The organism is Agrococcus versicolor, from assembly GCF_039531815.1.
GTDB classification, from domain to species: Bacteria; Actinomycetota; Actinomycetes; order Actinomycetales; family Microbacteriaceae; genus Agrococcus; species Agrococcus versicolor.
Genome location: NZ_BAAAQT010000006.1, coordinates 244,373 through 268,020 on the forward strand (window position 1 = coordinate 244,373; position 23,648 = coordinate 268,020).

Sequence of the window (23,648 nt, forward strand, 5' to 3'; positions counted from 1 at the left end):
AGGTCGCGGGCGTCGTCGCGTGTCCGGCGCTTCGGTAGGCTGGACGCGAAGCCGTCCTCGTGACGGCCCGGCCTCTGTAGCTCAATGGAAGAGCAGCTCCGTCCTAAGGAGAGGGTTGGGGGTTCGAGTCCCTCCAGGGGCACCGCGGGCGCGACGAGCGCCACCACAGGTGCAGGCGTCCGCCAGGCGTCAGGCGGCCGGGAACGGGCGCTCGGCCCAGAAGCCGCCGGGCGCGAAGAGCGCGTCGATGCACTCGTCGAGCACGCCGGCCTCGTGCAGCACGTCGAGCAGCGTGTATCGGCTGCGGATGCGCATGGCGCGCGTGTAGGTCGCGCGGAAGGCCTCGGGGCTCAGCCCGATCTGCGACGGGTGCGTCACGGCGCCGACCGTCGCGAGGATGCGCTCGACCTCGTCGGCGGGCAGCAGCTGCGCACGCAGGCGCTCCGAGAGCGTCGGCCACGCGTCGCGCAGGATGGTCAGCCGGGCGAGCAGGGTCTCGGGGCTCGGATGCTTCGCCTCGCTCTGCGCGAGCGCGGCCGGCAGCAGCTGCTCCGAGAAGCCCTCGCGGCGGATGCTGCGGGCGATGGCGGCCCACTCGGGGAAGGCGTCGACGGCCGCGTCGACGTCGAGCGCACCGAGGTCGCGCCGCAGCGCCTCCTCGTACAGCGCCGTGAGCATGATGGTGCCGAGTCCCACCTTCAGGCCGTGCGACAGGGGCGGGTCGTCGTGGACGCCGAGGCCCTCCATCTCCCACAGGTGCGAGCACTGGTGGCCGGCGCCGGATGCGGGACGCGACGACTGGTGGGCCTGCATCGCGAGCCCCGACAGCACGAGCCCGTCGGCGAGCCCGACCGTCGCGGCGACGTCGCCGTCGCGGATGCCCTCCGGGTCGGCGAGGGCGGCGCGCAGCGGCTCCTGCACGAGCGCCCAGACGTCGGCGTCGAGCGGCTCGGCGCCGAGGGCCTCCGCGAGGATCCAGTCGGCGCCGCCCGGCAGCTTCTCGACGAGGTCGCCCACGCCCGAGGCCGTCATGCGGCCGGGGGCTGCGGCGAGGACGCGGTGGTCGGCGACGACGGCGATGGGTGCCGGGCACGTCATCGTCTGCTTGTAGCCGTCCTTTGCGATCGACGCGCCGAAGGCGGCGTAGCCGTCCATCGACGGCGCGGTCGCGACGCACACGTACGGCCGCTCCAGCTCGCCCGAGGCGAGCTTCGCGATGTCGTTGAGGGTGCCGGCGCCCACGAGCACCACGACGACGTCGAGGGGTGCGAGGTGGTCGCGCAGCGCCTCCACGGCCTCGTAGCCCGCGTAGGGCGGGGGCGTGCCCGGCAGCACGTACGGCTCGGCGAGCGCGACGCCCGCCGCGGCGAGCGAGGCCGTCGTGGCCTCGCCCGCGACGGCCCACGTCGTCTCGTCGGCGACGACGATCGCCGTGCGTCCCGGGAGGAGCTCGGCGACGAGGGGGCCGACGCGCGACAGCACGTCGGCCCCGGCGACGATGGCGCGGGTGTCGGTGGCGCGCTCCACGGCACGCTCGATGAGTGCGGTCATGGTGCTCGCTCCGTCTCGCGCCTGGATCAGGCGATGTGGTCCTGCATGTCGTGGATGCGGTCGCGCAGGCGCGGGTACGTGTCGATGTACGCGTCGACGAAGTAGCCGTACTCCTCGTGCCGCTCGGCGTTCGGCTCGATGGTCTCGGTCTCCGTGACCATCGCCTTCGCGGCGTCCTGCACCGAGTCGAAGAGGCCGGCGCCGGTCGCCGCGAGGATGGCCGAGCCGAGCACGACGGCGTCGCCGACCGCGGTGAGCGTGATGGGGACGCCCGTGACGTCGGCGTGCATCTGCATCCAGTCGGGGCTGTTCGTCGCCCCGCCGCACGCGACGATCTTCTGCACGTCGATGCCGGCCTCGCGCATGGCGCGGAGGTTGTGCTCGGTGCCGTAGCAGACCGACTCCTGGATGGCGCGGTAGATGTGCTCCGGGCCGTGGTGCAGGCTCAGGCCCCACAGGATGCCGCGCGCCTGACCGTCGGTGTACGGCGTGCGGTTGCCCTGGAAGTACTCGTTGACGACGAGCCCCTCGGCGCCGGGGGGCAGGTGCCGCGACTGCTGGTTGAGGATGTCGTAGGCGTTGAGGCCCGTGCGCTCCGCAGCTGCCACGACGTCGCGGGCGAAGTTGTCCTTGAACCACTTGAGCACGGAGCCGGTCGAGACCTGGCCGCCCTCGACCGTGTACTGGCCGGGGATGACGCCGTCGGTGTAGCCGCCGAAGAAGCCCTTCCCGCTGACGGACTTCGCGGTCTGCCCCGTGAGCACGTGCGACGAGCCCGTGATGAGCGCGAACGTGCCGGGCTCGACGACGCCGAGGCCGAGCTGGCCCGCCCACGCGTCGACGCAGCCCTGCGCGACGGGCGTGCCCGGGCGGAGGCCGAGCGCGCGCGCCGCCTTCGCCGAGAGGCCGCCGACGGGCGTGCCGAGGTCGAGGACGCGCTCGGGGATCTTGTCGAAGACGTCGCCGACGCCGATCGTCTCGTAGAAGTCGGTGGGCCAGCCGCCCTCGTCGCGGTTGTAGTACATGCGGTGCGCGGCCGAGTTGATGTTCAGCGTCCACTCGCCCGTGAGCCGGTGGGTGATCCAGTCGGGGGCGTCGACGAGGTAGTCGGCGTCGCGGTAGACGTCCGGCTGGTGCTCCTTGAGCCACGCGGCCTTGAAGGGGAACCACTCGGGGGATGCCGGCGCTGCGCCGTCGCCGTTGTAGCGCAGCGCGACCGACGACGAGCCCTCGGCACGCTTGGCCTGCTCGACGGCGCGCACGTCCATCCACATGATCGCCGGGGCGAGGTGACGACCGTCGGCCTTCAGGGCGACGACCGTCATCGACGTCGCGTCGTACGAGATGCCGGCGATCTCGTGGGCGGGGATGCCGGAGTCCTTCAGCACGCGTGCGGTCGACGCCTCGAGCGCGTCCCACCAGTCCTCGGGGCTCTGCTCGGCCCAGCCGGAGCGCGGGTGGCTCGTCGTGTAGGGCGTCGCCGCGAACGTCACGGGGCTGCCGGAGACGTCGACGACGGCGACGCGGCAGCTCTCGGTGCCGAAGTCGATGCCGAGGACGTAGGGGCCCTGCGGGGGGCGGGTTGCGGACATGGTCGCTCCTTCTTCGTCGAAATGCGTGTCCTGCGGGTACGGCGGTGGGGCCGGCTCAGAGCGATGGCATCACAGCCACCTTGATGCCGTCTCCGGATGCCGAGGCCTCGATGGCCTCGACCGCCTGGTCGAGGGGGAACCGGTGCGTCACGAGCCGCGCGACGTCGATGGCGCCGTCGGCGATGAGCCGCACGGCGTCGCGGTAGTCGGAGCGGCGCGAGTTGGCGGCCCCGGTCACGGTGATCTCGCGGTAGTGGATGAGGTTCGGGTCGATCTCGGCCGTCGCGCCCGACGGGAAGCCGGCGAAGGCGTTGACGCGGCCGCCGAGGCGCACGATGCCGAGGGCGTCGGCGAGCAGTCGGGGCATGCCGATGCAGACGACGGCGACGTCGGCGCCCAGGCCGTCCGTCGCATCCCGCACGGCCTCGCCGAGGTCGACGGCGGTCGGGTCGACCGTCGTGGCGCCGAACGACTCGGCGATCTCGCGACGCGGACCGGACGGGTCGGAGACGATGACCTGCCGGGCGCCGGCGCGCAGGGCGAGCTGCGTGTGGATGAGGCCGATGGGGCCGGCGCCGAGGATGACGACGGTGTCGCCGATCTCGACGCGGTAGGTGCGGTGCGCCGAGAGGCAGCACGACAGCGGCTCGGCGAGCGAGAGGTGCTCGACCGGCACCTCCTTCGGGGAGCGCACGACGTTGCCGCGGGCGACGGCGTGCGCGGGCACGAGCATCCGCTCGGCGAGGCCGCCGTCGATGCGGTACCCGACGATGGAGGCGTTGGGGCAGACCTGCTCCATGCCGCGCGTGCACGCGTGGCACGTGCCGCACGTCACGACGGGTGCGAGGCCGACGAGGTCGCCGACCGCGAAGCCCTCGACGCCCTCGCCGACCTCGGCGATGCGCCCGGCGACCTCGTGGCCGAGCACGACGCCGTGGTCGATGCCCGCGGTCTTCTCGCCGCGGATGATGCGCACGTCGGTGCCGCACACCGTGTTGGCGCCGACGTCGAGCAGCAGCTCGCCCGGTCCCGCGGTCGGCGTCGGCACGTCCTCGACGCGCACCTCGCCGGGGCCTGCGAAGACGAGCGCCCTCATCGGGCGTCGTCCTCGGTGCGACCGTGCGTGACGGCCGAGAGGCGGCGGGTGGTGGCGACGATGTCGTCGGCCTGCCAGATGTTGCGGCCGAAGATGAGGCCGCGCGCACCCGACGCGATCGCGCCCTCGGCGGCGGCGGCCACCGCCTCGTCGTCGCCGCGGGCGCCGCCGAGCGTCAGCACCGGCAGGTCGCCGACGGTCTCGACGATGCCGCGCTGCACGTCGGGGTCGCCGACGTACTCGGTCTTGATCGCGTGCGCGCCGAGCTCGGCGGCGATGCGCGAGACGGTCGCGAGGCGCTCGGGGTCCTTGCGGTCCTCGTTGCGCAGGCCCCACAGCGTCGTCTCGACGATGAGGGGGATGCCGGCGCGCGACGCCTGCTGCGCGGCCTTCGCGACGGCGGCGACGTTGTCGGCGAACATGCCGCCGTCGGTGGGGCGCGCGATGAGGTACATCACGATGGCGTCGGCGCCGAGGGCGACGGCCTCCGCGGGATCGACGAGCACGCGGTAGCGCTCGCCCAGCTCGTGCTTGTCGGGCTCGTCGAGCAGCGTCCAGTCGGCGCGGAGCACGACCGAGGGAGCGCCTCGGCGGGCGAAGAGGTCGGCGTGCTGCGCGAGCATGCCGGGCGTGAGCAGCACGCCCTCGGGGCCGCCGGCGACGATCTGCTCGAGCGTGCGACGCGGGGGACCGGACCTGGCGCCGAGGGGGAACGACTGGCCGTGGTCGTACGCGGTGATGAGCGAGCGTCCGCTCGCATCGTCGAACAGGCGGGCCAGGCGGATGTCGGTGCCGTGCACTGCGGTCCTCTCGGGGTGCGGGACCACTCCGGGCACCGGCGTGCGGCACGTCGACGTAGCCAAGGCGGAGTGGTTCTGGTAACAACTCTCAGTGTGAATCATTTCTCTTCGGATCACACGGTGTCAACCGCTGCGTCGTCCTCGACGCACGCCGACGCGCTCGTGCCGCCGCGCATCCCGCTCGCCGACGGCGGCTGGCTCTCGACGGTCTCGCTCGGCACCTGGAAGCTCGACCACGAGGCCGCGCGCGCGGCCGTCGCCGCGTCGATCCTCGCGGGCTACCGCCAGGTCGACACGGCCGCGAGGTACCACAACGAGCTCGGCGTCGGGCAGGGCATCCGCGACGCGGGTCTCGCCGACGGCGAGGTGCAGGTGACGACGAAGGTGCGCGGCGGCGACCAGGGCTACGAGGAGACGCTGCGCGCCGTCGAGTCGAGCAGGCGCATCCTCGGGCTCGATCGCATCGACCTGTGCCTCGTGCACTGGCCGCTGCCGAGGCTCGACCGGTACGTCGACACGTGGCGCGCCCTCGTGCGGCTGCGCGAGGACGGCGTCGTCGCCTCGATCGGCGTGTCGAACTTCTCGCTCGAGCAGATCGACCGGCTGGAGGCCGAGACGGGCGTGCTGCCCGTCGTCGACCAGGTCGAGCTGCATCCGCGGCTGCCGCAGGCGGCGCTGCGCGCCGGGCTCGCCGGGCGCGGCGTCGTGGCGCAGGCGTGGGGCCCGCTCGGACGCGGCAAGGGCCTGCTCGACGCCGAGCCCCTCGTCGCCGCCGCGCGCGCGCACGGCGTGACCCCCGCGCAGGTCGCGCTGCGCTGGCTCGTCGAGATCGGCGCGCCGCCCGTGCCGAAGTCCGGCGACCCCGATCGCCGCCTGGCGAACCTCGACGTGTTCGGCTTCGCGCTCACGCCCGACGAGCACGCGGCGATCGCGACGCTCGAGACGGGCGAGCGCGCGGGCAAGGACCCGGCGACCGACGAGGAGTTCTGAGGCTCAGGGCGCGACGACGACCCGGACGCCCGCGTCGTGGAACGGCCGCAGGTGCACCTCGTCCGTCGCAGCGTCGACGACGACGACGTCGAAGCGCGACACGTCGCCGATGACGTGCAGCGCGTGCCGCCCGAACTTCGAGTGGTCGGCGAGCAGCACGCGCAGCTCGGCCGCGTCGAGCATCGCGCGCTTGACCTCCGCGACCTCCTCGTACGGGTGGTACGCCGTCGCGCCGCGGATCGCGGTGACGGACATGAACGTCGCGTCGGCGTGCAGGAGTCGGATGGCCGAGGTCGTCGCCGGGCCGTAGAACGACTCGGTCGCCCGGCGGTACTGGCCGCCTGCGACGAAGAGCTCGACGGCGGGATGCGCCTCGACCTCGCGCGCGGTGACCTGCGAGTGCGTCGCGACCGTGAGCGGCACGCGGTCGGCGACGACGCGCAGCAGCGCGAGCGCCGACGACGAGTCGTCGAGCAGCAGCGACATGCCCGGGCGCACGAGCTCGCCCGCCGCCCGCGCGATCGAGGCCTTCGCATCCGTGTGCTGCGTGAGGCGGAAGCGCGCCGTCGTCTCGTTGAGCGACGACGCGGCCGCGACCACGATGCCCTTCGAGCGCACGACGACGCCCTGCCGCTCGAGCTCGGCGACGTCGCGGTACGCCGTCATCGTCGACACGGCGAAGCGCTGCACGATCTCGTCGACCGGCAGCGAGCCCGCCTCGAGCACCGCCTCGGCGAGCAGCTGCAGGCGCTCGCTGCGACCGGCGCCGCGCGACGGCTCCTGCGCGCGCGTCGCGTCGCCGTGCTCGTCGATGCCCACGATCGTGGAGCCTAGCGAGCCGACCTCCGCGCGTCGGCGACGCTACCCTGGACACCGCGTCGCCGAGCCTGGCGACCACGGCCGCCGACGCCGGCCGGCACCCGAACCCCGAGGACCGCATGACCGTCATCGAGCCCGCCGCGGCCCGCCCCGACGAGGCCGAGGCGTGGGACGCCGAGGTGCTCGCCGCGCAGGCACGCGCCCACTACATGCAGTCGAGCGCCTGGGCGCGCACGCGAGAGGGCTCGCCGTGGACGGCGCTGCGCGACCGCATCGACGTCGACGGCGACCAGTACCCCGTGCAGCTCTTCGCGCGGAAGGCGCCGCTGGCCGGCACGCTCTACCACGCGGCGCGCATCGCCGGCGTGACGCCCGCGCACGTCGCGGCGCTCACCGAGCGGGCGCGGTCGTACCCGAAGCACGTGTTCGCCGTGAAGGCCGAGGTCTTCCAGGCGTACGACGAGCGGCTCGTCGAGGCGTTCGAGGCCGCGGGCTGGGTGCGCACGGTCTCGAGCCAGTACGAGCACGCCGTCATGGTCGACCTGTCGGGCTCGCTCGACGAGGTCGCCGCGCGCTTCAAGAAGCGCGCGCGCAACTCGTACCGCTCGGCCGCCAAGCAGGGCGTCACGATCGACGAGGTGCCCATGACGCCCGAGTCGACGGCGCGCATGCACGAGCTCATCGACGCCGTGCGCGAGCGCACCGGCGGGTACTTCCGCCCCCACTCGTACTTCCAGCGCATCTGGGACGTGTACGACGACGAGGGCCAGGGTCGCTTCTTCTACGCCACGTACGAGGGCGAGACCGTCGCGAGCGCGTTCGTCATCCGCTTCGGCGACACCGCCTGGTACAAGGATGCGGGCTCGCAGCGCGAGAACCCGAAGAGCTTCGCGCCGTACGCGATGCAGTGGGCGATCATGCAGCGCCTCCACGCCGAGGGCGTGACGGGCTACGAGCTCGCGAACGTGCCGGACCCCGCCGAGTGGGAGACGAGCGACATCCGCGGGCTCTACGTCTTCAAGACGGCGTGGGCGCCCGAGCCCGTGCGCTACATGCCGTCGTTCGAGCTGCCGCTCAACGGCCGCTACCGGCTGTGGCAGAAGGCGGGCCGCTACCTGCGCGCGCTCTACACGCGTCGCACGCGGGACGCCTGGTACTGATGCGCATCGGGCTCGGCCTCGCGGCGCTCGGCCGCCCCGGCTACATCACGCGCGGCCACGACGTCGACCTGCCGGACCGCACGGTCGACGGGATGCGCGAGCGCACGCACGCGATGCTCGACGCCGCGTGGGATGCCGGCGTGCGCTTCGTCGACGCCGCCCGCGGCTACGGGCTCGCCGAGCAGTTCCTCGGCGAGTGGCTCTCCGCGCGTCCGGGACGTCGCGAGTCGCTCACGATCGAGTCGAAGTGGGGCTACGCGTACACGGCCGACTGGCGCATCGACGCCGAGCAGCACGAGCGCAAGGACCACTCGCTCGCGATGCTCGAGCGGCAGTGGGACGAGACGTGCGCGGCCCTCGGCACCGCCCCCGACGTGTACCTCGTGCACTCGGTGACGCCCGACAGCGGCGTGCTCGGCGACGACGCGGTGCTCGCACGGCTGCGGGCGATCGCGGACGGCGGCGTGCGCGTCGGCCTGTCGACGTCCGGGCCGCGGCAGGCGGAGGTGCTCCTGCGTGCGCTGGAGGTCGCGCCGCTCGGCGCCGTGCAGGCGACGTGGAACGTGCTCGAGCGATCCGTCGGCGATGCGCTCGTCGCCGCCGCCGACGCCGGCTGGACGGTCGTCGTGAAGGAGGCGCTCGCGAACGGCGCCGTGCTCGACGCGCTGCCCGGCGATCGCGCGGACGCGGAGGCGATCGGGGCCGCGCTCGCGATCGACCCGCGCGTCGTGGTCCTCTCGGGTGCCGTGACGCCCGCGCAGCTCGCCGCGAACCTCGCGGCGGTCGACGTCGACGGCGCCGCGATCGCTCGCGCCACCGCGTCGCTCGTGCAGGCGCCGCAGGAGTACTGGCGCGCCCGCAGCGCGCGCGAGTGGCGCTGATTCCGCGGACACCCCGGCCCGGTGCCGCCGATCGGCGCGCTTCCGCTCGTATCGTGAGGACGTGCGGCGAGACGACGACGATGCGGGCAGGCCCGGCGAGGCTGCCGGCGACCGACGCGCGTCCTCGGACGCGCCGTTCTGGACGACGGAGGTCGACGGCGTCGAGGCCGACGCGGTCGACGCCGATGCCGTGACGCGCGACGACGCGGGGGAGGCCGACGCGCCCGCCGCCGCCCCGCAGCACGCGACCTCCGGCCACGAGCTCGTCGGAGCCTCGGCGCCCGCGCCGCAGGCGTCGGCCGAGCCCGCCCCGCCCGCCGAGCCCGACCGACAGTCCATGACGACGCGTCGCCGCGACTGGCAGTCGTGGCGGCTCGAGGTCGAGCGCGTCGGCGGCCGCTCGCCGCTCGCGGCCTTCATCGACACGACCGCCACGCGCATCGAGCTGTCGACGACGCATCCCGGCGGCCTCGCGCAGTTCATCACGGGTCGCCCGACGGCGCTGTCGAGCCTCATCCGCGACGACCTCGCGCTGCGCGCGGCGCGCAACGCGGCCGCGGCGATCGCCTCGAAGGGCATCGACCTCGCGGCATCGCGCAGCATCGACGCCGTGCACCTCGGCATCGGCATCGCCCGCTTCCCGCACGAGCACGGCGAGATCCACGGCCCGGTGCTGCTGCGCCCGCTGGTCGTGCGTCGCCGCGGCCGTGACTTCGAGCTGCAGCTGCGCGGGCGCCCCTTCCTCAACCCGCGCCTCGCGCACGTCCTGCGCACGGTGCACGGCGTCGAGCTCGACGAGCGCACGCTCGTGTCGCTCGCCGACCACGAGGGCACCTTCACGCCCAACCCCGTGCTCGACCGCATCCGCCTCGCCGCGGCGCACGTGCCGGGATTCCAGGTGCTGCCGCGCCTCGTCGTCTCGACCTTCGCGGAGGTCGGCCCGGCCATGGCCGCCGACCTGCGCCCGGTGCCGCACACCGTGCTCGATGCCGTCGCCGGCGACGAGGCGGCGCGCTGGCGCCTGCGCGAGGGGCGTGCCGCCGTGACGCAGCTGCCGCTCGACGAGCGCTCGCCGCAGTCCGACCGCCTCGTGCTCGACGCGGACGCCGAGCAGGATGCCGTCGTCGGCGAGATCGTCGCGGGCAACTCGGTCGTCGTCGAGGCGCTGCCCGGCACCGGCGTGACGCAGACCGTCGTCAACGCGATCGCCGCCCTCGTCGACGACGACCGGCGCGTGCTCGTCGTCAGCCCGCGGCGCGCGACGACGCAGGGCGTCGTCGACCGCCTGGCCGCCACGGGCCTGCCCGGGCTCGCCGTGCGTCCGCAGACGCTGCGTCGCGACCTGATCGCCGCCATCACGCGCTCCGAGCAGGCCCAGCGGCCCGAGCAGGGCGAGATCGACGACGCGCTCGAGCGGCTGCGGAAGGTGCTGCTCGACTACCGGCGCGCGCTGCGGCGCGTCGACGACGAGCTCGGGGTCTCGGTGCTCGACTGCCTGCGCGAGCTCTCGCGCCTCGCGATGCTCCCGACGCCGCCGCAGACGCAGGCGCGCCTCGCCCCCGACACGGTCCGCAGGCTCGCGCAGGACCGTCCGCGCACCGCCGCGACCATGGTGCAGGCGGCCGAGCTCGGTCAGTTCCGCTTCGGCCCCGAGGACACGCCCTGGTACGGGGCGAACTTCACGAACGACGGCGACGCGGCCACGGCGCGCGACGACGCGTCGCGGCTCGCGCACGGCGGCGTCACGGGGCTCGTGGAGGAGGGCAGGCGCGTGCTGGGCGCGACGAAGCTGCGCCCGTTCGCCTCCGTCGCCGAGCTCGGCGTGCAGCTGCGCCTGCTCGCCGACATCCGCGAGACGCTCGACCGCTTCACGCCCTCGGTCTTCGACCGTCCGCTCGGCGAGCTCATCACGGCGACGGGTCCGCGTCGCGAGGCGAACGCGGCGCTCGGCGCCATGCAGCGCCGCCGTCTCAAGCGGCACGCCCTCGAGTACGTGCGCCCCGGCGCGATCGTGCACGACCTCCACGAGTCGCTCGTCGCCGTGCAGCGCCAGCGCACGCAGTGGGCCAGGTGGGCGCCCGACGGCGCCGTGCCGAGCGTGCCCACGGGCCTCGGCGGCCTCGAGGCGCTGCACCGCGACGCATCGAGGGCGCTCGAGGGCATCGACGCCGCGCTCGCCGGCACCGACGCGCCGAGCCTCGTCGACCTGCCGCTCGACGCGCTGCAGGCGCGGCTCGACGAGCTCGCCGCCCCGTCGGCCGCGCTCGACTCCATCCAGGAGCGCGCGACCCTCATGTCGACGCTCGCCGAGCTCGAGCTCGAGCCGCTCGTCGCCGACCTCGCCACGCGGCACGTCGAGCACGGCGAGGTCTCGCACGAGCTCGACCTCGCATGGTGGCAGTCGGCCCTCGAGCAGCTGCTGCAGCGCGAGCGTGCGCTGCTGCGCGGCAACACGACCGTGCTCGAGCGGCTCGAGTCGGACTTCGCGCTCGTCGACGAGGCCCACGTCGACGGCGCGAGCGCGCGCCTGGCATGGCAGCTCGCGCAGTCGTGGCGGCTCGCGATCGCCGACCACGCCGACGAGGCGGAGGCGCTGCGCACGCTGCTGCGCTCCGGCGGCCTCGACCCCGCGACGCTGCAGGGACGCGCGCCCCACGTGTCCCGCGCCATCGCGCCCGTCTGGATCGCGAGCCCCTACGACGTGCATCGCGTCGCCCGCAGCATCCCCTTCGACGTCGTCGTCGTGCTCGACGCGGGCGCCGTGACCCTCGCGGAGGCCGTCGGCGCCATCACGCGCGCGCCGCAGGTCGTCGCGATCGGCGACCCTGCGACGCAGATCCCCTCGCCCTTCGACGTCGGCATCTCGGCGCTCGGCGTCCGCCCGTCGCAGGAGCTCGGCAGCCCCGACGAGCTGCACGGCGAGTCCGCGCTGGCACGCCTCGCCGAGGTGCTGCCCGTGCACCGCCTCGCCCGCACGTACCGCACGGGCGGGGCCGACCTCATCGAGACCGTCTCGCGCCGCTTCTACGACGACGCGATCGAGACGCTGCCGTGGGCCGGCACCTACCTCGGCCACGCCTCCCTCACCGTGTCGACCGTGCAGGACGCGTGGGGGCTGCCGGATCAGCAGTCGGCCCTCGTCGAGAGCCCCGACGCCGAGGTCGAGCGCGTCATCGCGCTCGTGACCCACCACGCCCGCACCCGCCCGCACGAGTCGCTCATGGTCGTCACGGGCAACGAGCGCCACGAGGTGCGCGTGCAGCAGGCCGTCGTGCAGGCGCTCGGGCAGCCCGGTGCCTTCGCGGACTTCGTCGTCGCCGACTCGGACGAGCCGTTCGTCGTCGCCGACGTCGCCCACGCCAACGCCCTCAGCCGCGACCGCGTCATCTTCTCCGTCGGCTACGCACGCACCCGCTACGGCCGCACGGTCGACCTCGGCAGGCTCGCGGAGCCCGGTGGCGACCGCATGCTCGCCGTCGCGATGACGCGGGCGCGCAAGGCCATGACGCTCGTGTCGGGCTTCCAGTCGTCGGACCTCGTCGACCAGCGGCTCGAGCACGGCGCCGCCGTGCTGCGCGACGTGCTGCTCGAGGCCGAGCGGCCGCACGTGCCGCGGTCCCAGCACGGCGGCGACCCGCTGCTCGCCGACCTCGCGCGTCGCCTCGAGGCCCTCGGCCTGCGCACGACCGTCGACTACCAGGGCCTGCCGCTCGTGGTCGCGAACGGCGGCGTGTGCGCGGCGATCGAGACGGACCACGACGACGACGAGCGACCGCTGCGCGAGAGCCTGCGCGTGCGGCCCGAGCATCTCCGCAGGCTCGGCTGGCACACGATGCGCGTCCACGCGTTCGAGCTCTTCACCGATCCCGACGCCGTCGCGGCGCGCATCGCCGAGCTCGTCGGCGCCGGCGCCGACGCGTGACGGCGCAAGAGGCCGGCGGCGAGGAGCCGCGCGTGCGCGCCGACGGCCTCGTCGAGGACGTCGCGCCCGAGCCCGTCGTCGTGCGCAGGCGCGGCAGGCGCGTGTCGACGGGTCCCGTCGACGGCGCCTCCCGCGAGCCGGCGCCCGAGCGGCAGCAGTCGACCGAGAACGACGACCGCCTGCGCGGGGACCGGCCGCCGCACTGGGGCTGACCGCGGCGAGCGCGTCGCGCCCACGTGGCTAGGCTGAGGGCGTGCGACGCTTCGGCACCCTCTCCTTCGGCCACCACGGACCTCTCGGCGGTGGTCGCACCCTCACGGCGCAGGACAACCTGCTGCAGGCCATCGACCTCGCGGTCGCGATGGACGAGCTCGGCGTCGACGTCGCCGGCGTCCGCGTGCACCACTTCGCGCGCCAGCATGCCGCGCCCATGCCGATCCTGTCGGCGATGGCGGCGCGCACGTCGCGCATCCACGTCGGCACGGGCGTCATCGACATGCGCTACGAGAACCCGCTCTACCTCGCGGAGGAGGCGGCGGCGCTCGACCTCATCGCGAACGGGCGGCTCATGCTCGGCATCTCGCGCGGCAGCCCCGAGACCGTCGTGCGCGGCTACGAGCACTTCGGCTACCGCGGCGACGACGAGCGCGGCGCCGACCTCGCAGCACGCAACCTCGACCTGTTCCTGCGGGCGATCGAGGGGGAGGGGATCGCCGAGCGCGACCCGCACAGCCCCTTCGGCGGCGGCAGCGGCATGCAGCGCATCGAGCCGCACTCGCCGAGCCTGCGCGGCAACGTGTGGTGGGGCGCGGGCACGCGCGACACCGCCGTGCGCACGGGCGAGCGCGGCATGCACCTCATGTCGTCGACCCTGCTCACCGAGGAGCGCGGCCTCGCCTTCGGCGACCTGCAGGCCGAGCAGCTCGCCGCCTACCGCGACGCGTGGCGCGACGCCGGCCACGCGGGCACGCCGCAGACCTCGGTGAGCCGCAGCATCTTCCCCATCACGACGCAGGAGGACGCGCTGCTCTTCGGCGGTGCGGCCGGGCGCGACCAGGTGGGCGTCATCGACGGCCTGCGTTCGACGTTCGGGCGCACGTACGCCGCCGAGCCGGATCGGCTCATCGAGCAGCTGCGTGCGGATCGCGCGGTCATGGAGTGCGACACGCTGCTGCTGACGATCCCCTCGCAGCTGGGCGTCGAGCCGAACCTGCGCATCGTCGAGTCGTTCGCTCGCCACGTCGCGCCGGCCCTCGGCTGGCACGCGAGCTGAGCCACCCACCCGCTCCCTGAGGAGGCCGCGAGCGCAGCGAGCAGCCGTCTCGAAGGGTGGCGCTACGCCTTCGGCGAGGCGGTGCCGCCGGAGATCGCCTGCTGCCGCAGCAGCTCGCGGATGTCCTGCAGGACGTCGACGTCGGTCTCCTTCGCCGCCGCCTCGGTCGTGCCGCGACGCTTCGCCTGACGCTCCTTGAAGCGCGCCATGGGCAGGATGAGCGCGAAGTAGACGACGGCCGCGATGAGCAGGAAGTTGATGACCGCCGCGATGACGGCGCCCGTGCCGATCTGCAGCGTGGGCGTGATGCTCCAGGTCGCCTCGGCGATGTCGCTCGTGTCGAACAGGCTCGCGATGATCGGCGTGAAGATGCCCTCGACGAGCGCGGTCACGATCGCCGTGAACGCCGTGCCGATGATGACGGCGGTCGCGAGCTCGATGACGTTGCCGCGGAGGATGAACTCCTTGAATCCCTGCATGGTGCGTGCTCCCTCGGTGCGTGTGGTCGGTCGGGTCGGTCAGCTCGAGGACGAGGAGGACGACGAGGACGAGCCGGATCCCTTCGATCCGGAGTCCTTCGAGCCCGACGATCCGGATCCCGACGATCCCGAGCCCGACGACCCGGACCCCGTCGAGCCGGAGTCCTTCGACCCGGATCCCTTCGAGCCCGAGTCGCCGGACCCCGAGGATCCCGATCCCCTCGAGCCCTCGCCTGCGGCGCGCGAGTCGGTGCGGTAGAAGCCCGAGCCCTTGAACGAGACGCCGATGGCGTCGAAGCGCTTGCGGAGGCGGCCGCCGCAGACCTCGCACACCGTCAGGGCGTCGTCGGTGAACGACTGCCGCACCTCGATGGCGGTGCCGCACTCGGTGCACTGGTACGCGTAGACGGGCATGGGGTCTCCTAGAAGGTCAGGCGCCCGGACGGCGTGATCGCTCCGTCGACGGGCTGGTCGTGCGCCTCGTCGGGCACGACGTCCAGGATCTCATCGTCGAAGGCGATCGCGTACACGGGCGGCCGCTGCGCGAGCGCGCCGAGCGCCTTGTCGAAGTATCCGCGGCCCCAGCCGAGCCGCATGCCGCGACGATCGATGGCGGAGGCGGGCGCGAGGATGAGGTCGACGTCGCACAGCACCGTGGGCGGCAGCACCTCGCCGGTCGGCTCGGGCAGCCCGAACGCGCCCTCGCCGATCGCGTCGCCCTGCTCGGCCCAGTCGAGCAGCCCGTCCTGGCGGACGATGGGCAGGAGCACGCGCACGCCGTGCTCGCGCGCCCACGCGAGGATGCCGTTCGTGCCGGGCTCGTCGGGCAGCGAGAGGTAGGCGGCGACCTGCGTCGCGCCATGCTCCTGCAGCAGGGTCGCGGCGACGGCGGCGATGGCCGCGTCGGCCTCGCTGCGCGCCTCGGGGGTGCGTGCGCGACGCGATGCGCGCACCCGTTCGCGGATCGCCCGCTTCTCGGTCTGCGCGTCCACCATGCGCACCATCGTAGGCATAGGCTCGTCCGCGTGATCTCCAGCACGCCCCGCCTGGAGGACGACGGCGTCGTCATCCGCGGGATCCGCATGCGGGATGCCCGCGCCCTCGAGCGCGAGCTCGTCGACAACCGCGGATGGCTGCAGCGGTGGGAGGCGACGCTTCCCGGGCGGGCGCCGACGGGCCGCTTCGACACGCGCTCGAGCATCCGCAGCCTCCTCGACGCCGAGCGCGACGGCTCGGGCATCCCCTTCGCGATCGAGGTCGACGGCGAGCTCGCCGGCCAGCTCAACGTGTCGGGCATCGCGGGCGGGGCGCTGTCGAGCGCGACGCTCGGGTACTGGGTCGCCGAGCGGTTCGCGGGCCGCGGCGTGACGCCGGCCGCGGTGGCGCTCGCGACCGACCACTGCCTCTTCGGCCTCGGCATGCACCGCATGGAGATCTGCATCCGGCCCGAGAACGTCGCCTCGCTGCGCGTCGTCGAGAAGCTCGGCTTCCGCTTCGAGGGCCTGCGCGTGCGCTACATCCACATCGACGGCGACTGGCGCGATCACCTCTGCTTCGCGCTCGTGCGCGAGGAGCTGGCCGAGCCCGTGCTCGCGCGCTGGCGTGCCGGCCGCGTGCCGTCGTTCGACCGCTCCGTCTACCCCGTCGAGGTGGGTCCGCGCAGCGAGCCGCGGGCCGGCTGACGCCGTCGTCGACGCGTCTCGCGACGCATCCGGAGGCGATCGCGGCGAATCGCCGCGCGCGTCCCCGAGCTCGGCCGACGCCGGCCGTAGCGTGCTCGCATGCAGCTCGCGGGACTCGGCACCACGGTGGTGTTCGCGCTCGCCGCGCTCGTGTGGCTCGCGTACCTCGTGCCGCTGCTCGTGCGCCGGCGGGAGTACCTGGCGACGGAGCGCAACGCCGTCCGGCTGCAGCAGACGCTGCGCATCATGGCCCAGACGGCCGAGGCCCCGCCGGAGGTGCACATCGCCGCGACCGCCCGCGACATCGCGCGCCAGCAGCGCGTCGTCGAGAAGGAGACGCGGCTGCAGCAGGCGATCGCGCGAGCCGAGGCCGTCGCGAAGGCGCGCGAGCTCGACGACCAGATCCGCCGCGTCGAGCGCGAGGTCCGCGCGGCCGTCGCGGGCAGCGCGTCCCGCAGGCAGCGCCTGCGCCGCACGCGCCTGGCCTGCACGCTCATGCTGCTGGCATCGGTCGGCGTCGCCGCCGCCGGCGCGCTCCTGCCGCAGGCGCTGCCGCTGCTCGTCCTCGCCGGGGTCGTCGCGATGCTCGCCGTCGTCGGCCTCGTCGCGGTGAACCGCACGAACGCCTCGCTGCGCGACGTCGCGCGGACGACGCTGCCCCAGGCTCCCGCGACCGCTCCCGCACGCTCGGTCGCCCTCGACGACGAGCTCGCGTCCCGCGCGTGGACGCCCGTGCCCGTGCCCGAGCAGCGCACCGCTCGCGAGCCCATCGAGGTGCTGCGCGACCACGCGCGACGCATCGTCGCCGAGGGCGAGCAGGTCGCGCTCGTGACCCCGCTGCCCACGTCGTTCGAGCAGCTCGTCACGGGCGAGGTCGACGTCGACCACGAGCCGGCCGCCCGCGTCGCGGAGCCGGTCGAGCCCGCCGCCGAGCGTGCCGACGAGCCCGTCCACGTGCCCGTCCCGGCGCCGCCGTCGCGCTTCGCGTCGATGGGTCGCGTCGACGACGACGAGGGCGCGTTCGACGCCTCGGCCGCGTTCCGCCGCCGCGTCGGCTGACGCGTCGCCACGATTTCGCACGGCGCCGCCGACGGGCTATGCTCGTCTGGTCCGGGCCCGTGGCGCAGTTGGTAGCGCGTCTCGTTCGCAATGAGAAGGTCGGGGGTTCGATTCCCCCCGGGTCCACCAGGCATGAGGCCGCGATGCATGACGCATCGCGGCCTTCGTCGTGTCGGGGCCGTCGCGACCGGGTGGTCCGGCGTGCGAGCGCAAGGCCCTCCTCGGCGCACCGATGCGTCATCCGTGCTCGATACGATTCGGCCATGACGCGAGTGACCAAGGCCGTCGTGCCCGCAGCCGGCCTCGGCACCCGATTCCTCCCGGCGACGAAGGCGCTGCCGAAGGAGATGCTGCCCGTCGTCGATCGCCCGGCGATCCAGTACGTCGTGACGGAGGCCGTCGAGGCCGGCCTGCACGACGTGCTCATGATCACGGGACGCAACAAGAACGCGCTCGAGAACCACTTCGACCGCGCGACGGAGCTCGAGGCGACGCTCATCGCGAAGGGCGACGTGCAGCGCCTCGCCGAGGTGCGCCAGTCGACGGGCCTCGCGCAGATGCACTACGTCCGCCAGGGCGACCCGCTGGGCCTCGGCCACGCCGTGCTGCGCGCGCGGCCGCACGTGGGCGACCAGTCGTTCGCCGTGCTGCTGGGCGACGACATCATCGACGCCGCGACCCCCGTGCTGCAGCGCATGCTCGACGTCCACGAGTCGACCGGCATGAGCGTCGTCGCGCTCATGGTCGTCGACCCGGCGCAGGCCCACCGCTACGGCATCGCCACGGTCGAGCCCACCGCGGAGCACGACGTCGTGCGCGTGCGCGATCTCGTCGAGAAGCCCGCGCCCGGCACGGCGCCCTCGAACCTCGCCATCATCGGCCGCTACGTGCTGCGCCCCGGCATCTTCGACGTCCTCGAGCGCACGGAGCCCGGCGTGGGCGGCGAGATCCAGCTCACCGACGCGCTGCGCGAGGCGGCGCTCGACGACGACCACGGCCTCGTCGGCGTCGTCTTCACCGGCCGCCGCTTCGACACGGGCGACCGCATGGGCCTGCTCGAGGCGACCGTGACGCTCGCGAGCGAGCGCGAGGACCTCGGCCCGGAGTTCCGGTCGTGGCTGAGGTCGTTCGTCGCGACGCTCGACTGACGCTGGGTGGGGCGGTGGGCCCACGCCCCGTGCCGAGTGGTCGCGTCCTGCGTTCGAGGTGCAGCAGCGACCATTCGACGCAGGACGTGACCGGTCGACGCGGAACGTGACCAGTCGGTGACCAGTGCCGACGCTGACGTCGGCCCCGCCCCTACGGCGTCGTCGTGATCGGCGCCGGCGCCTGGAAGTCGGTCATCGAGTCCTGCTGGAAGGCATCGCGCACGAGCTGCAGCGCGACGTCGTCGACGAGCACGACCGACTCGCTGCCGACGGTGCCGGTGCCGGTCGTCGGCATCGTGAAGGTGCGGACGTCGGGGATGCCCGCGCCGACGAACTGCGTCGCGACGCCGAGGATCGAGGTGGTGCCGAGTCCGCCCGTCGTCGCCATGTAGGGCGCCATGACCTCGACGAGCTCCGTGATGGCGAGCGGGTTCGCGACGACCGACGGGTCGAGGAGCGCGGCGAGCAGCCCGCTCATGAACGCCTGCTGGTTGCGGACGCGCTGGTAGTCGCCGTCGGGGAAGGCGTAGCGCTCGCGCACGTAGTCGAGCGCCTCGGCGCCGTCGAGCGTGATCTCGCCCGCCTCGAACGTGTGCACGGGCCCGGAGTGCGCGGCGGAGAACGCGACCTCGTTCTGCACCGTCACGCCTCCGAGCGCATCCGTCAGTCCCTCGAAGCCCGCGAAGTCGATGATGGCGACGTCGTCGATGCGCTGGTCGATGAGCTGCTCGACCGTCGCGACCATGAGCGGCACGCCACCGTAGGAGAGCGCGGCGTTGACCTTCGCCGAGCCGTAGCCGGGGATGTCGACGTACGAGTCGCGCATGATCGACATGACCTGCACGGTCTCGCGATCGCTCGGGACGTGCACGAGCAGGATCGTGTCGGCGCGGTCGCCGAGCGAGTCGAGCAGCGAGCCGCCCTCGCCGCGCGAGTCGCTGCCGAGCAGCAGGTAGTTGAGGGGATCGGAGTCGGCGGCGTCGGCATCCGGGCGCATCGAGTCGTCGGGGAAGGCGTCCTCGACCGTCTCGACCTCGGACGTGGACGACTGGAGCCGCAGGGCGAAGACGCCCACCGCCGCCACGAGCGCCAGCACGAGCGCGGAGGCGATGCCGACCACCACCTTGCGACGTCGTGACCAGGGCTTCCTCCGCCGTGCGGACGTGGTCTCGTCGGTGCTCGTCTCCATGCCTCGAGGGTACGAGAGGATCCTGTGCCCCGATCTCGGGCGCAGAATGCGCATTCGCATTCGCATCGCGACAATTCGGTGAATCACCCCGTCGCAATTCGGCATTCCGGGAATTGCGCATTAGCATGAGGGCATGGCGAAGAAGACCACCGTGGAGATCGTCGACGACATCTCCGGCGAGCCCCTGGCGGACGACGCGGGGCGCACCGTGACGTTCGCGCTCGACGGCGCGCAGTACGAGATCGACCTCACGCACGCGCACGCGGAGGAGCTCCGCGACGCGCTCGAGCCGTGGATCCACGCGTCGCGCCGCGTGAGCGCCGGCAGCCGCTCGTCGTCGTCGGCGAGCCGCGGCTCGTCGCGCGCGTCGAAGGACGTGCAGGCCATCCGCGAGTGGGCGGCCGCGAACGGCTACCAGGTCGCGACGCGAGGCCGCATCCCGGCGAACGTCGTCGAGGCGTACGAGGCCCGCTGACGCGAGCGCTCGCCGCTAGGCGAGCAGGCGCTCGAGCGCCGAGCGGGGGATCGGCACCCAGTCGGGGCGGCTGCGCACCTCGTAGACGACCTCGTAGAGCGCCTTGTCGACGAGCAGCGCCCGGATGAGCGCAGGATCGCCCTCGCCGCGCACCGACCGGTAGCCGGCGAGGAATGCGGCCTCGGTGCTCGCCGCCCAGTCGGCGGCGTCGGCGACGTCGACGCCGCACTCGAGCGCCGCGGAGCCCGCGGCGTAGTCGAAGGACCGCAGCATGCCGGCGACGTCGCGCTCGGTCGGCTCCGGCAGCAGGCGCTCGGCGAGCGGGCGCAGCGGCTCGCCCTCGAAGTCGAGCAGCAGGTAGCCGCGCCCCGGCTGCCGCAGCACCTGGCCGAGGTGCAGGTCGCCGTGGATGCGCTGCACGAGGCCGACGCGCAGCGCGTCGAGCGTCTCGACGTGGGCGTCGATGCGGTCGTCGAGGTGCGCGAGCGCGCCGCGCGACTCGCGACGGGCCCAGGCGACGCGGTCGCGCAGGCTCGCGACGAACGCGGCGGAGGCGGCCTCGTCGGCGCCGCGCGCGCCGAGCGTCTCGGCGAGCGAGACGTGCACCTCGGCCACGGCGCGGCCGAGGTCCGCGACGTCGAGTTCGTCGCGCGGCTCGCCGCGCAGGGCGCGCACGGCGTCGCCGCGCACGAGCTCCCAGGCGTCGTCGGCGCCCGCGACGAACTCCGAGACGGCCACGAGCCCCGCCGAGCGCGTGCGCCCGTCGTGCTGCCACGTCGCACGCGTCGCGGCGACGAGCGCCGGCACGCGATCGTTGCGCGCGCGGGTGAGGGCGCCCGTGACGACGACGTCGGGATGGTCGCCCTCATCGACGACGCGGAAGACCTTCGCGATCCAGGCAGGCGACGCATCCCCGATGACGGACGTGTTCGACTGCTCGCCCGAGATCACCCGCACGCTCGACGCAGGCGGCACGACGCCGTCGACCTCGACGCTCGCGGAGGGCTGGAGGAGCGACTGCAGCGCGTCGGCGTCGTGCGCGGCATCGACGAGCCAGCCGCCCTCGACCTGCCCGATCGGCGCGTCCCCGGGCTCGTCGCGCAGGGCGACGGGCACCTGCAGCGTCGCGGAGCCCGCGCGCAGCAGCACGATCGCGACGTCGTCGCGCACCGGCAGCACGGCCTCGAGCGAGATCGTCGCATCCGTGCCCTTGAACGGGTACCAGCGGCGGTCGGGGGCCCACGCGGCGATCGCGGCGAGGGTCTCAACGGGGTCGAATGCCATGGGTCCACCCTCGCGGCGCGCGGCGTCTCGGGGCAAGGGGTAGGGGCGAGGTGGCGTCAGAGCGTGATCGCGCGCAGCTGCACGCCGGGCATGACGCGCATGAGGTCGGCGATGGGTGCGACGTAGCCGAGCGTCGAGCAGCGATCGCCCGGCGCGGCGAGCCGGACGCCGCTCACGACGCCCGCAGCCTGCACCGTGCCGCCCTCGCCCCACGCGTACACGGGGCCGCCCGAGTCGCCGAGGCAGAACGACGTGCCCGAGGTCGACGAGACGCGCACGATGTCGACGCACTGCGTGCCGCCGGAGGCGAGGCCGTAGCAGGCGACGCCGGGGCCGGTGACCTGCAGGTTGCACGCGTTGCCGGACGTCGAGCCCGACTTGCAGAGGTACGCGCCGGTGGGCAGCGAGCGGAGCCAGCCGGTCACCGGCAGGGCCGTGGTGTCGCTCGTGTAGATGTCGGAGCGGTTGCGGATGTCGAGGTCGAGGCGCGCGAGCTGCAGGTCGTACGAGTCTGCGCCCGCGACGAGCACGCCGGCTCCGACGGTCACGCCGAGCCGCGTGCCGCCGGAGGAGAGCACCGTGAGGCCGTCCTGCCAGTTGCTGCAGTGCGCCGCGGTGATGAAGTGCTGCAGGTGGCCGGAGACCGCCTGGAACCCGCTCGTGCAGAACTGGTTCGCGCCCGACGGCAGCCGCGTCGCGTACGTCGAGCCGCCCAGCAGGTCCTGCGTGTCGCCGCGGCGACCCGTGGTGTCCGGCACGTCGTCGACCGCCTCGACCGTCACGTCGACGGCATCTCCTGCGGCCTCGGCCACGGCGTCCTCGATCGCGGCGACGGCCTCGCCGTCGAGCGGCAGCGCCTCGACGCCCGCCGCAGCGGCGGCCTCGGGCGTCGGCACGGCGACGGTCACGGCCTCGCCGTCCACCTCGAACGTGACGGGGGCATCGCTCGGCAGCGACGTCGCGGCGTCGAGGAGGCTCGACGTCAGCGCCTGCGAGCTCTGCTGCTCGGCGACGAACGACACGGTCATGCCGTCGTCCTCGGCGAGCGCCTGCACCTCGGAGGGCACGTCGCCGACCCAGCCGATCGTGATGGAGCCCGTGTCGGGATCGATCTCGGTCGACCCGAGCCGCGACTCGGCCTGCAGCGCATCCCAGCGCGCGACCTCGTCGAGGAGCGCGAGCTGCGCGATCTGGGTGGTCTGCGGATCCGCGCTCGCAGCCTGGGGGACGCTCGGTGCTGCGAGCGCCGCCACGGGCGCGAGGAGGGGGACGATGAGCACGCCGACGAGCAGTGCCGGCCAGCGCGATCCACGTCTCACGGCGTCAGGGTACGAGCGGCGCGGCATCCCCCTGCGAAGGCGCGCTGGGGGACACGCCGATTCGTCGGCGCCGCCGCAGCACGACGACGAGGATGGCTGCGGGGATCGCGAGCACGACGAGCCACGGCAGGGCGGCGCCGGCCGCGACGAGCGCCGCGCCCGCGACGGCGACGACCGACTCCCAGCCCGCGACGAGCCCGTCGACGAAGGTCGCGGGCGCGGCCGGCTCGATCGCCTCCGACGCGATCGACACCGTGATGGTGGACAGCGCGACCTGGTCGGCGAGCGACGCCTGCTGGGCGAGCAGGGACTCGAGCTCGCTCGTGCGCGCCGTGAGCTGCTCCTCGATCTCGAGGAGCGTCTGCGTGTCCGCCGCGCTCGCGAGCAGCGTCGTGAGGCGGTCGACGGATGCGCGCACCGAGGCGACGCGCACGTCGAGGTCGCGCACCTGCTGGGCGACGTCGGTGCTCGACACGTCGACGTCGCGCACGTCGCCGAGCGTGCGCAGGTCGACGAGCAGCGCCTCCACGACGTCGGCCGGCACGCGGAGCGTGAGCTCGGCGCGCTCGGCCACGTCGCCGGCACCGGCCGACTCCGTGCGCGATGCGACGACCCCGCCGGCGTCCTGCGCGAGCTCGGCCGCGGCGTCGGCCGCCTCGACGGGCTCCGAGGCGACGAGCGACACCCACCCGACGACGACGACCGCCTGCTCGGCAGCATCGACGGCCGGCATGCCGGCCGCGTCGAGCGGTGCGCCCTCCTCGCCCGCGAAGGGCTCCGTGGCCGGGGCGGGCAGCGGCGCCGACTCGCTCGAGCTCGAGCCGCCGGGGAGCATCGGCGCGCAGCCGACGAGGAGCAGGGCCGCGACGGCGGCCAGGGGAGCGAGGATGCGCATGCTGCGACGGTAGGCCGCGCCCCGCGTCGCGCAC

General features: G+C 74.0%; 22 protein-coding genes and 2 tRNA genes. 12 read left to right on the forward strand and 12 right to left on the reverse strand.

Annotated features, from left to right (window positions below):
- Window positions 1-70: 70 nt before the first annotated feature.
- Window positions 71-142 (forward strand) — tRNA-Arg (locus ABD249_RS09490).
- Window positions 143-189: 47 nt separating this feature from the next.
- Here the strand turns inward: ABD249_RS09490 and ABD249_RS09495 are convergent.
- Genes ABD249_RS09495 through ABD249_RS09510 form a run of 4 tightly spaced genes read right to left on the reverse strand, consistent with a single transcriptional unit; the run spans window position 190 to window position 5,039 of the window.
- Window positions 190-1,551 (reverse strand): sn-glycerol-1-phosphate dehydrogenase, encoded by a 1,362-nt coding sequence (locus tag ABD249_RS09495; protein WP_344342916.1) that lies wholly within the window; start codon window positions 1,549-1,551, stop codon window positions 190-192.
- A 26-nt stretch (window positions 1,552-1,577) separates the two neighbouring features.
- Entirely contained in the window at window positions 1,578-3,143 is a 1,566-nt protein-coding gene (locus ABD249_RS09500) for an FGGY-family carbohydrate kinase (RefSeq protein WP_344342917.1), read from the reverse strand.
- Window positions 3,144-3,198: 55 nt separating this feature from the next.
- Window positions 3,199-4,239, reverse strand: a complete 1,041-nt coding sequence (locus ABD249_RS09505) for a zinc-dependent dehydrogenase (protein ID WP_344342919.1) — start codon at window positions 4,237-4,239, stop codon at window positions 3,199-3,201.
- Window positions 4,236-5,039 (reverse strand): class I fructose-bisphosphate aldolase, encoded by an 804-nt coding sequence (locus ABD249_RS09510; protein ID WP_344342920.1) that lies wholly within the window; start codon window positions 5,037-5,039, stop codon window positions 4,236-4,238. Before ABD249_RS09510 ends, ABD249_RS09505 begins: the two co-directional genes overlap by 4 nt.
- 120 nt (window positions 5,040-5,159) lie before the next feature.
- Between ABD249_RS09510 and ABD249_RS09515 the strand changes: the two genes are divergently transcribed.
- Window positions 5,160-6,029 carry an aldo/keto reductase gene (locus tag ABD249_RS09515; protein ID WP_344342922.1) on the forward strand — a complete coding sequence of 290 codons (870 nt, stop codon included), beginning with the start codon at window positions 5,160-5,162 and terminating at the stop codon, window positions 6,027-6,029.
- A 3-nt stretch (window positions 6,030-6,032) separates the two neighbouring features.
- Here the strand turns inward: ABD249_RS09515 and ABD249_RS09520 are convergent, their stop codons facing one another.
- A complete protein-coding gene (locus ABD249_RS09520; protein ID WP_344342923.1) occupies window positions 6,033-6,848 on the reverse strand; it encodes a DeoR/GlpR family DNA-binding transcription regulator in 816 nt (271 codons plus the stop codon).
- A gap of 119 nt (window positions 6,849-6,967) precedes the next feature.
- On the opposite strand from ABD249_RS09520, the gene ABD249_RS09525 reads away from it, so the two are divergent.
- The 5 genes from ABD249_RS09525 to ABD249_RS09545 all read left to right on the forward strand — a co-directional run bounded on the left by ABD249_RS09525 (window position 6,968) and on the right by ABD249_RS09545 (window position 14,084).
- Window positions 6,968-8,008, forward strand: a complete 1,041-nt coding sequence (locus tag ABD249_RS09525; RefSeq protein WP_344342925.1) for a lipid II:glycine glycyltransferase FemX — start codon at window positions 6,968-6,970, stop codon at window positions 8,006-8,008.
- On the forward strand, window positions 8,008-8,889 hold the full coding sequence (locus ABD249_RS09530) for an aldo/keto reductase (RefSeq protein ID WP_344342926.1): 882 nt from the start codon (window positions 8,008-8,010) through the stop codon (window positions 8,887-8,889). Before ABD249_RS09525 ends, ABD249_RS09530 begins: the two co-directional genes overlap by 1 nt.
- A gap of 61 nt (window positions 8,890-8,950) precedes the next feature.
- Window positions 8,951-12,811, forward strand: coding sequence for an AAA family ATPase (locus tag ABD249_RS09535; protein ID WP_344342927.1), 3,861 nt, complete (start codon window positions 8,951-8,953; stop codon window positions 12,809-12,811).
- A gap of 32 nt (window positions 12,812-12,843) precedes the next feature.
- Window positions 12,844-13,023: a hypothetical protein gene (locus tag ABD249_RS09540; protein WP_344342929.1), complete on the forward strand. Its 180-nt coding sequence runs from the start codon at window positions 12,844-12,846 to the stop codon at window positions 13,021-13,023.
- Window positions 13,024-13,064: 41 nt separating this feature from the next.
- On the forward strand, window positions 13,065-14,084 hold the full coding sequence (locus ABD249_RS09545; RefSeq protein ID WP_344342930.1) for an LLM class flavin-dependent oxidoreductase: 1,020 nt from the start codon (window positions 13,065-13,067) through the stop codon (window positions 14,082-14,084).
- Window positions 14,085-14,146: 62 nt separating this feature from the next.
- Here ABD249_RS09545 and mscL read toward each other — a convergent pair whose 3' ends face one another.
- From mscL to ABD249_RS09560, 3 genes are read right to left on the reverse strand one after another with little or no spacing between them, the layout of a single operon-like run.
- Window positions 14,147-14,563 carry a large conductance mechanosensitive channel protein MscL gene (gene mscL / locus ABD249_RS09550; RefSeq protein ID WP_344342932.1) on the reverse strand — a complete coding sequence of 139 codons (417 nt, stop codon included), beginning with the start codon at window positions 14,561-14,563 and terminating at the stop codon, window positions 14,147-14,149.
- Between the two features lie 39 nt (window positions 14,564-14,602).
- Window positions 14,603-14,977 (reverse strand): FmdB family zinc ribbon protein, encoded by a 375-nt coding sequence (locus tag ABD249_RS09555; protein WP_344342933.1) that lies wholly within the window; start codon window positions 14,975-14,977, stop codon window positions 14,603-14,605.
- Between the two features lie 8 nt (window positions 14,978-14,985).
- Window positions 14,986-15,558: a 5-formyltetrahydrofolate cyclo-ligase gene (locus ABD249_RS09560; RefSeq protein WP_344342934.1), complete on the reverse strand. Its 573-nt coding sequence runs from the start codon at window positions 15,556-15,558 to the stop codon at window positions 14,986-14,988.
- A gap of 30 nt (window positions 15,559-15,588) precedes the next feature.
- Here ABD249_RS09560 and ABD249_RS09565 point away from each other — a divergent pair, with 30 nt between their 5' ends.
- The 4 genes from ABD249_RS09565 to galU all read left to right on the forward strand — a co-directional run bounded on the left by ABD249_RS09565 (window position 15,589) and on the right by galU (window position 18,452).
- Window positions 15,589-16,245, forward strand: coding sequence for a GNAT family N-acetyltransferase (locus ABD249_RS09565; RefSeq protein ID WP_425546311.1), 657 nt, complete (start codon window positions 15,589-15,591; stop codon window positions 16,243-16,245).
- 99 nt (window positions 16,246-16,344) lie between these two features.
- Window positions 16,345-17,304, forward strand: a complete 960-nt coding sequence (locus ABD249_RS09570; protein ID WP_344342936.1) for a hypothetical protein — start codon at window positions 16,345-16,347, stop codon at window positions 17,302-17,304.
- A 53-nt stretch (window positions 17,305-17,357) separates the two neighbouring features.
- A tRNA-Ala gene (locus ABD249_RS09575) sits at window positions 17,358-17,433 on the forward strand.
- A gap of 134 nt (window positions 17,434-17,567) precedes the next feature.
- Window positions 17,568-18,452: a UTP--glucose-1-phosphate uridylyltransferase GalU gene (gene galU, locus ABD249_RS09580; protein WP_344342937.1), complete on the forward strand. Its 885-nt coding sequence runs from the start codon at window positions 17,568-17,570 to the stop codon at window positions 18,450-18,452.
- Window positions 18,453-18,603: 151 nt separating this feature from the next.
- Here galU and ABD249_RS09585 read toward each other — a convergent pair whose 3' ends face one another.
- Complete coding sequence (locus ABD249_RS09585; RefSeq protein ID WP_344342939.1) at window positions 18,604-19,641, reverse strand: LCP family protein; 1,038 nt, start codon at window positions 19,639-19,641, stop codon at window positions 18,604-18,606.
- 133 nt (window positions 19,642-19,774) lie between these two features.
- On the opposite strand from ABD249_RS09585, the gene ABD249_RS09590 reads away from it, so the two are divergent.
- Window positions 19,775-20,116 (forward strand): histone-like nucleoid-structuring protein Lsr2, encoded by a 342-nt coding sequence (locus ABD249_RS09590; protein ID WP_344342940.1) that lies wholly within the window; start codon window positions 19,775-19,777, stop codon window positions 20,114-20,116.
- Between the two features lie 15 nt (window positions 20,117-20,131).
- Here ABD249_RS09590 and ABD249_RS09595 read toward each other — a convergent pair whose 3' ends face one another.
- From ABD249_RS09595 to ABD249_RS09605, 3 genes are read right to left on the reverse strand one after another with little or no spacing between them, the layout of a single operon-like run.
- Window positions 20,132-21,400: a maltokinase N-terminal cap-like domain-containing protein gene (locus tag ABD249_RS09595; RefSeq protein WP_344342941.1), complete on the reverse strand. Its 1,269-nt coding sequence runs from the start codon at window positions 21,398-21,400 to the stop codon at window positions 20,132-20,134.
- A 56-nt stretch (window positions 21,401-21,456) separates the two neighbouring features.
- Window positions 21,457-22,719, reverse strand: coding sequence for a chymotrypsin family serine protease (locus ABD249_RS09600; RefSeq protein ID WP_344342943.1), 1,263 nt, complete (start codon window positions 22,717-22,719; stop codon window positions 21,457-21,459).
- Between the two features lie 4 nt (window positions 22,720-22,723).
- Entirely contained in the window at window positions 22,724-23,614 is an 891-nt protein-coding gene (locus ABD249_RS09605) for a DUF4349 domain-containing protein (protein ID WP_344342944.1), read from the reverse strand.
- Window positions 23,615-23,648: the final 34 nt, after the last annotated feature.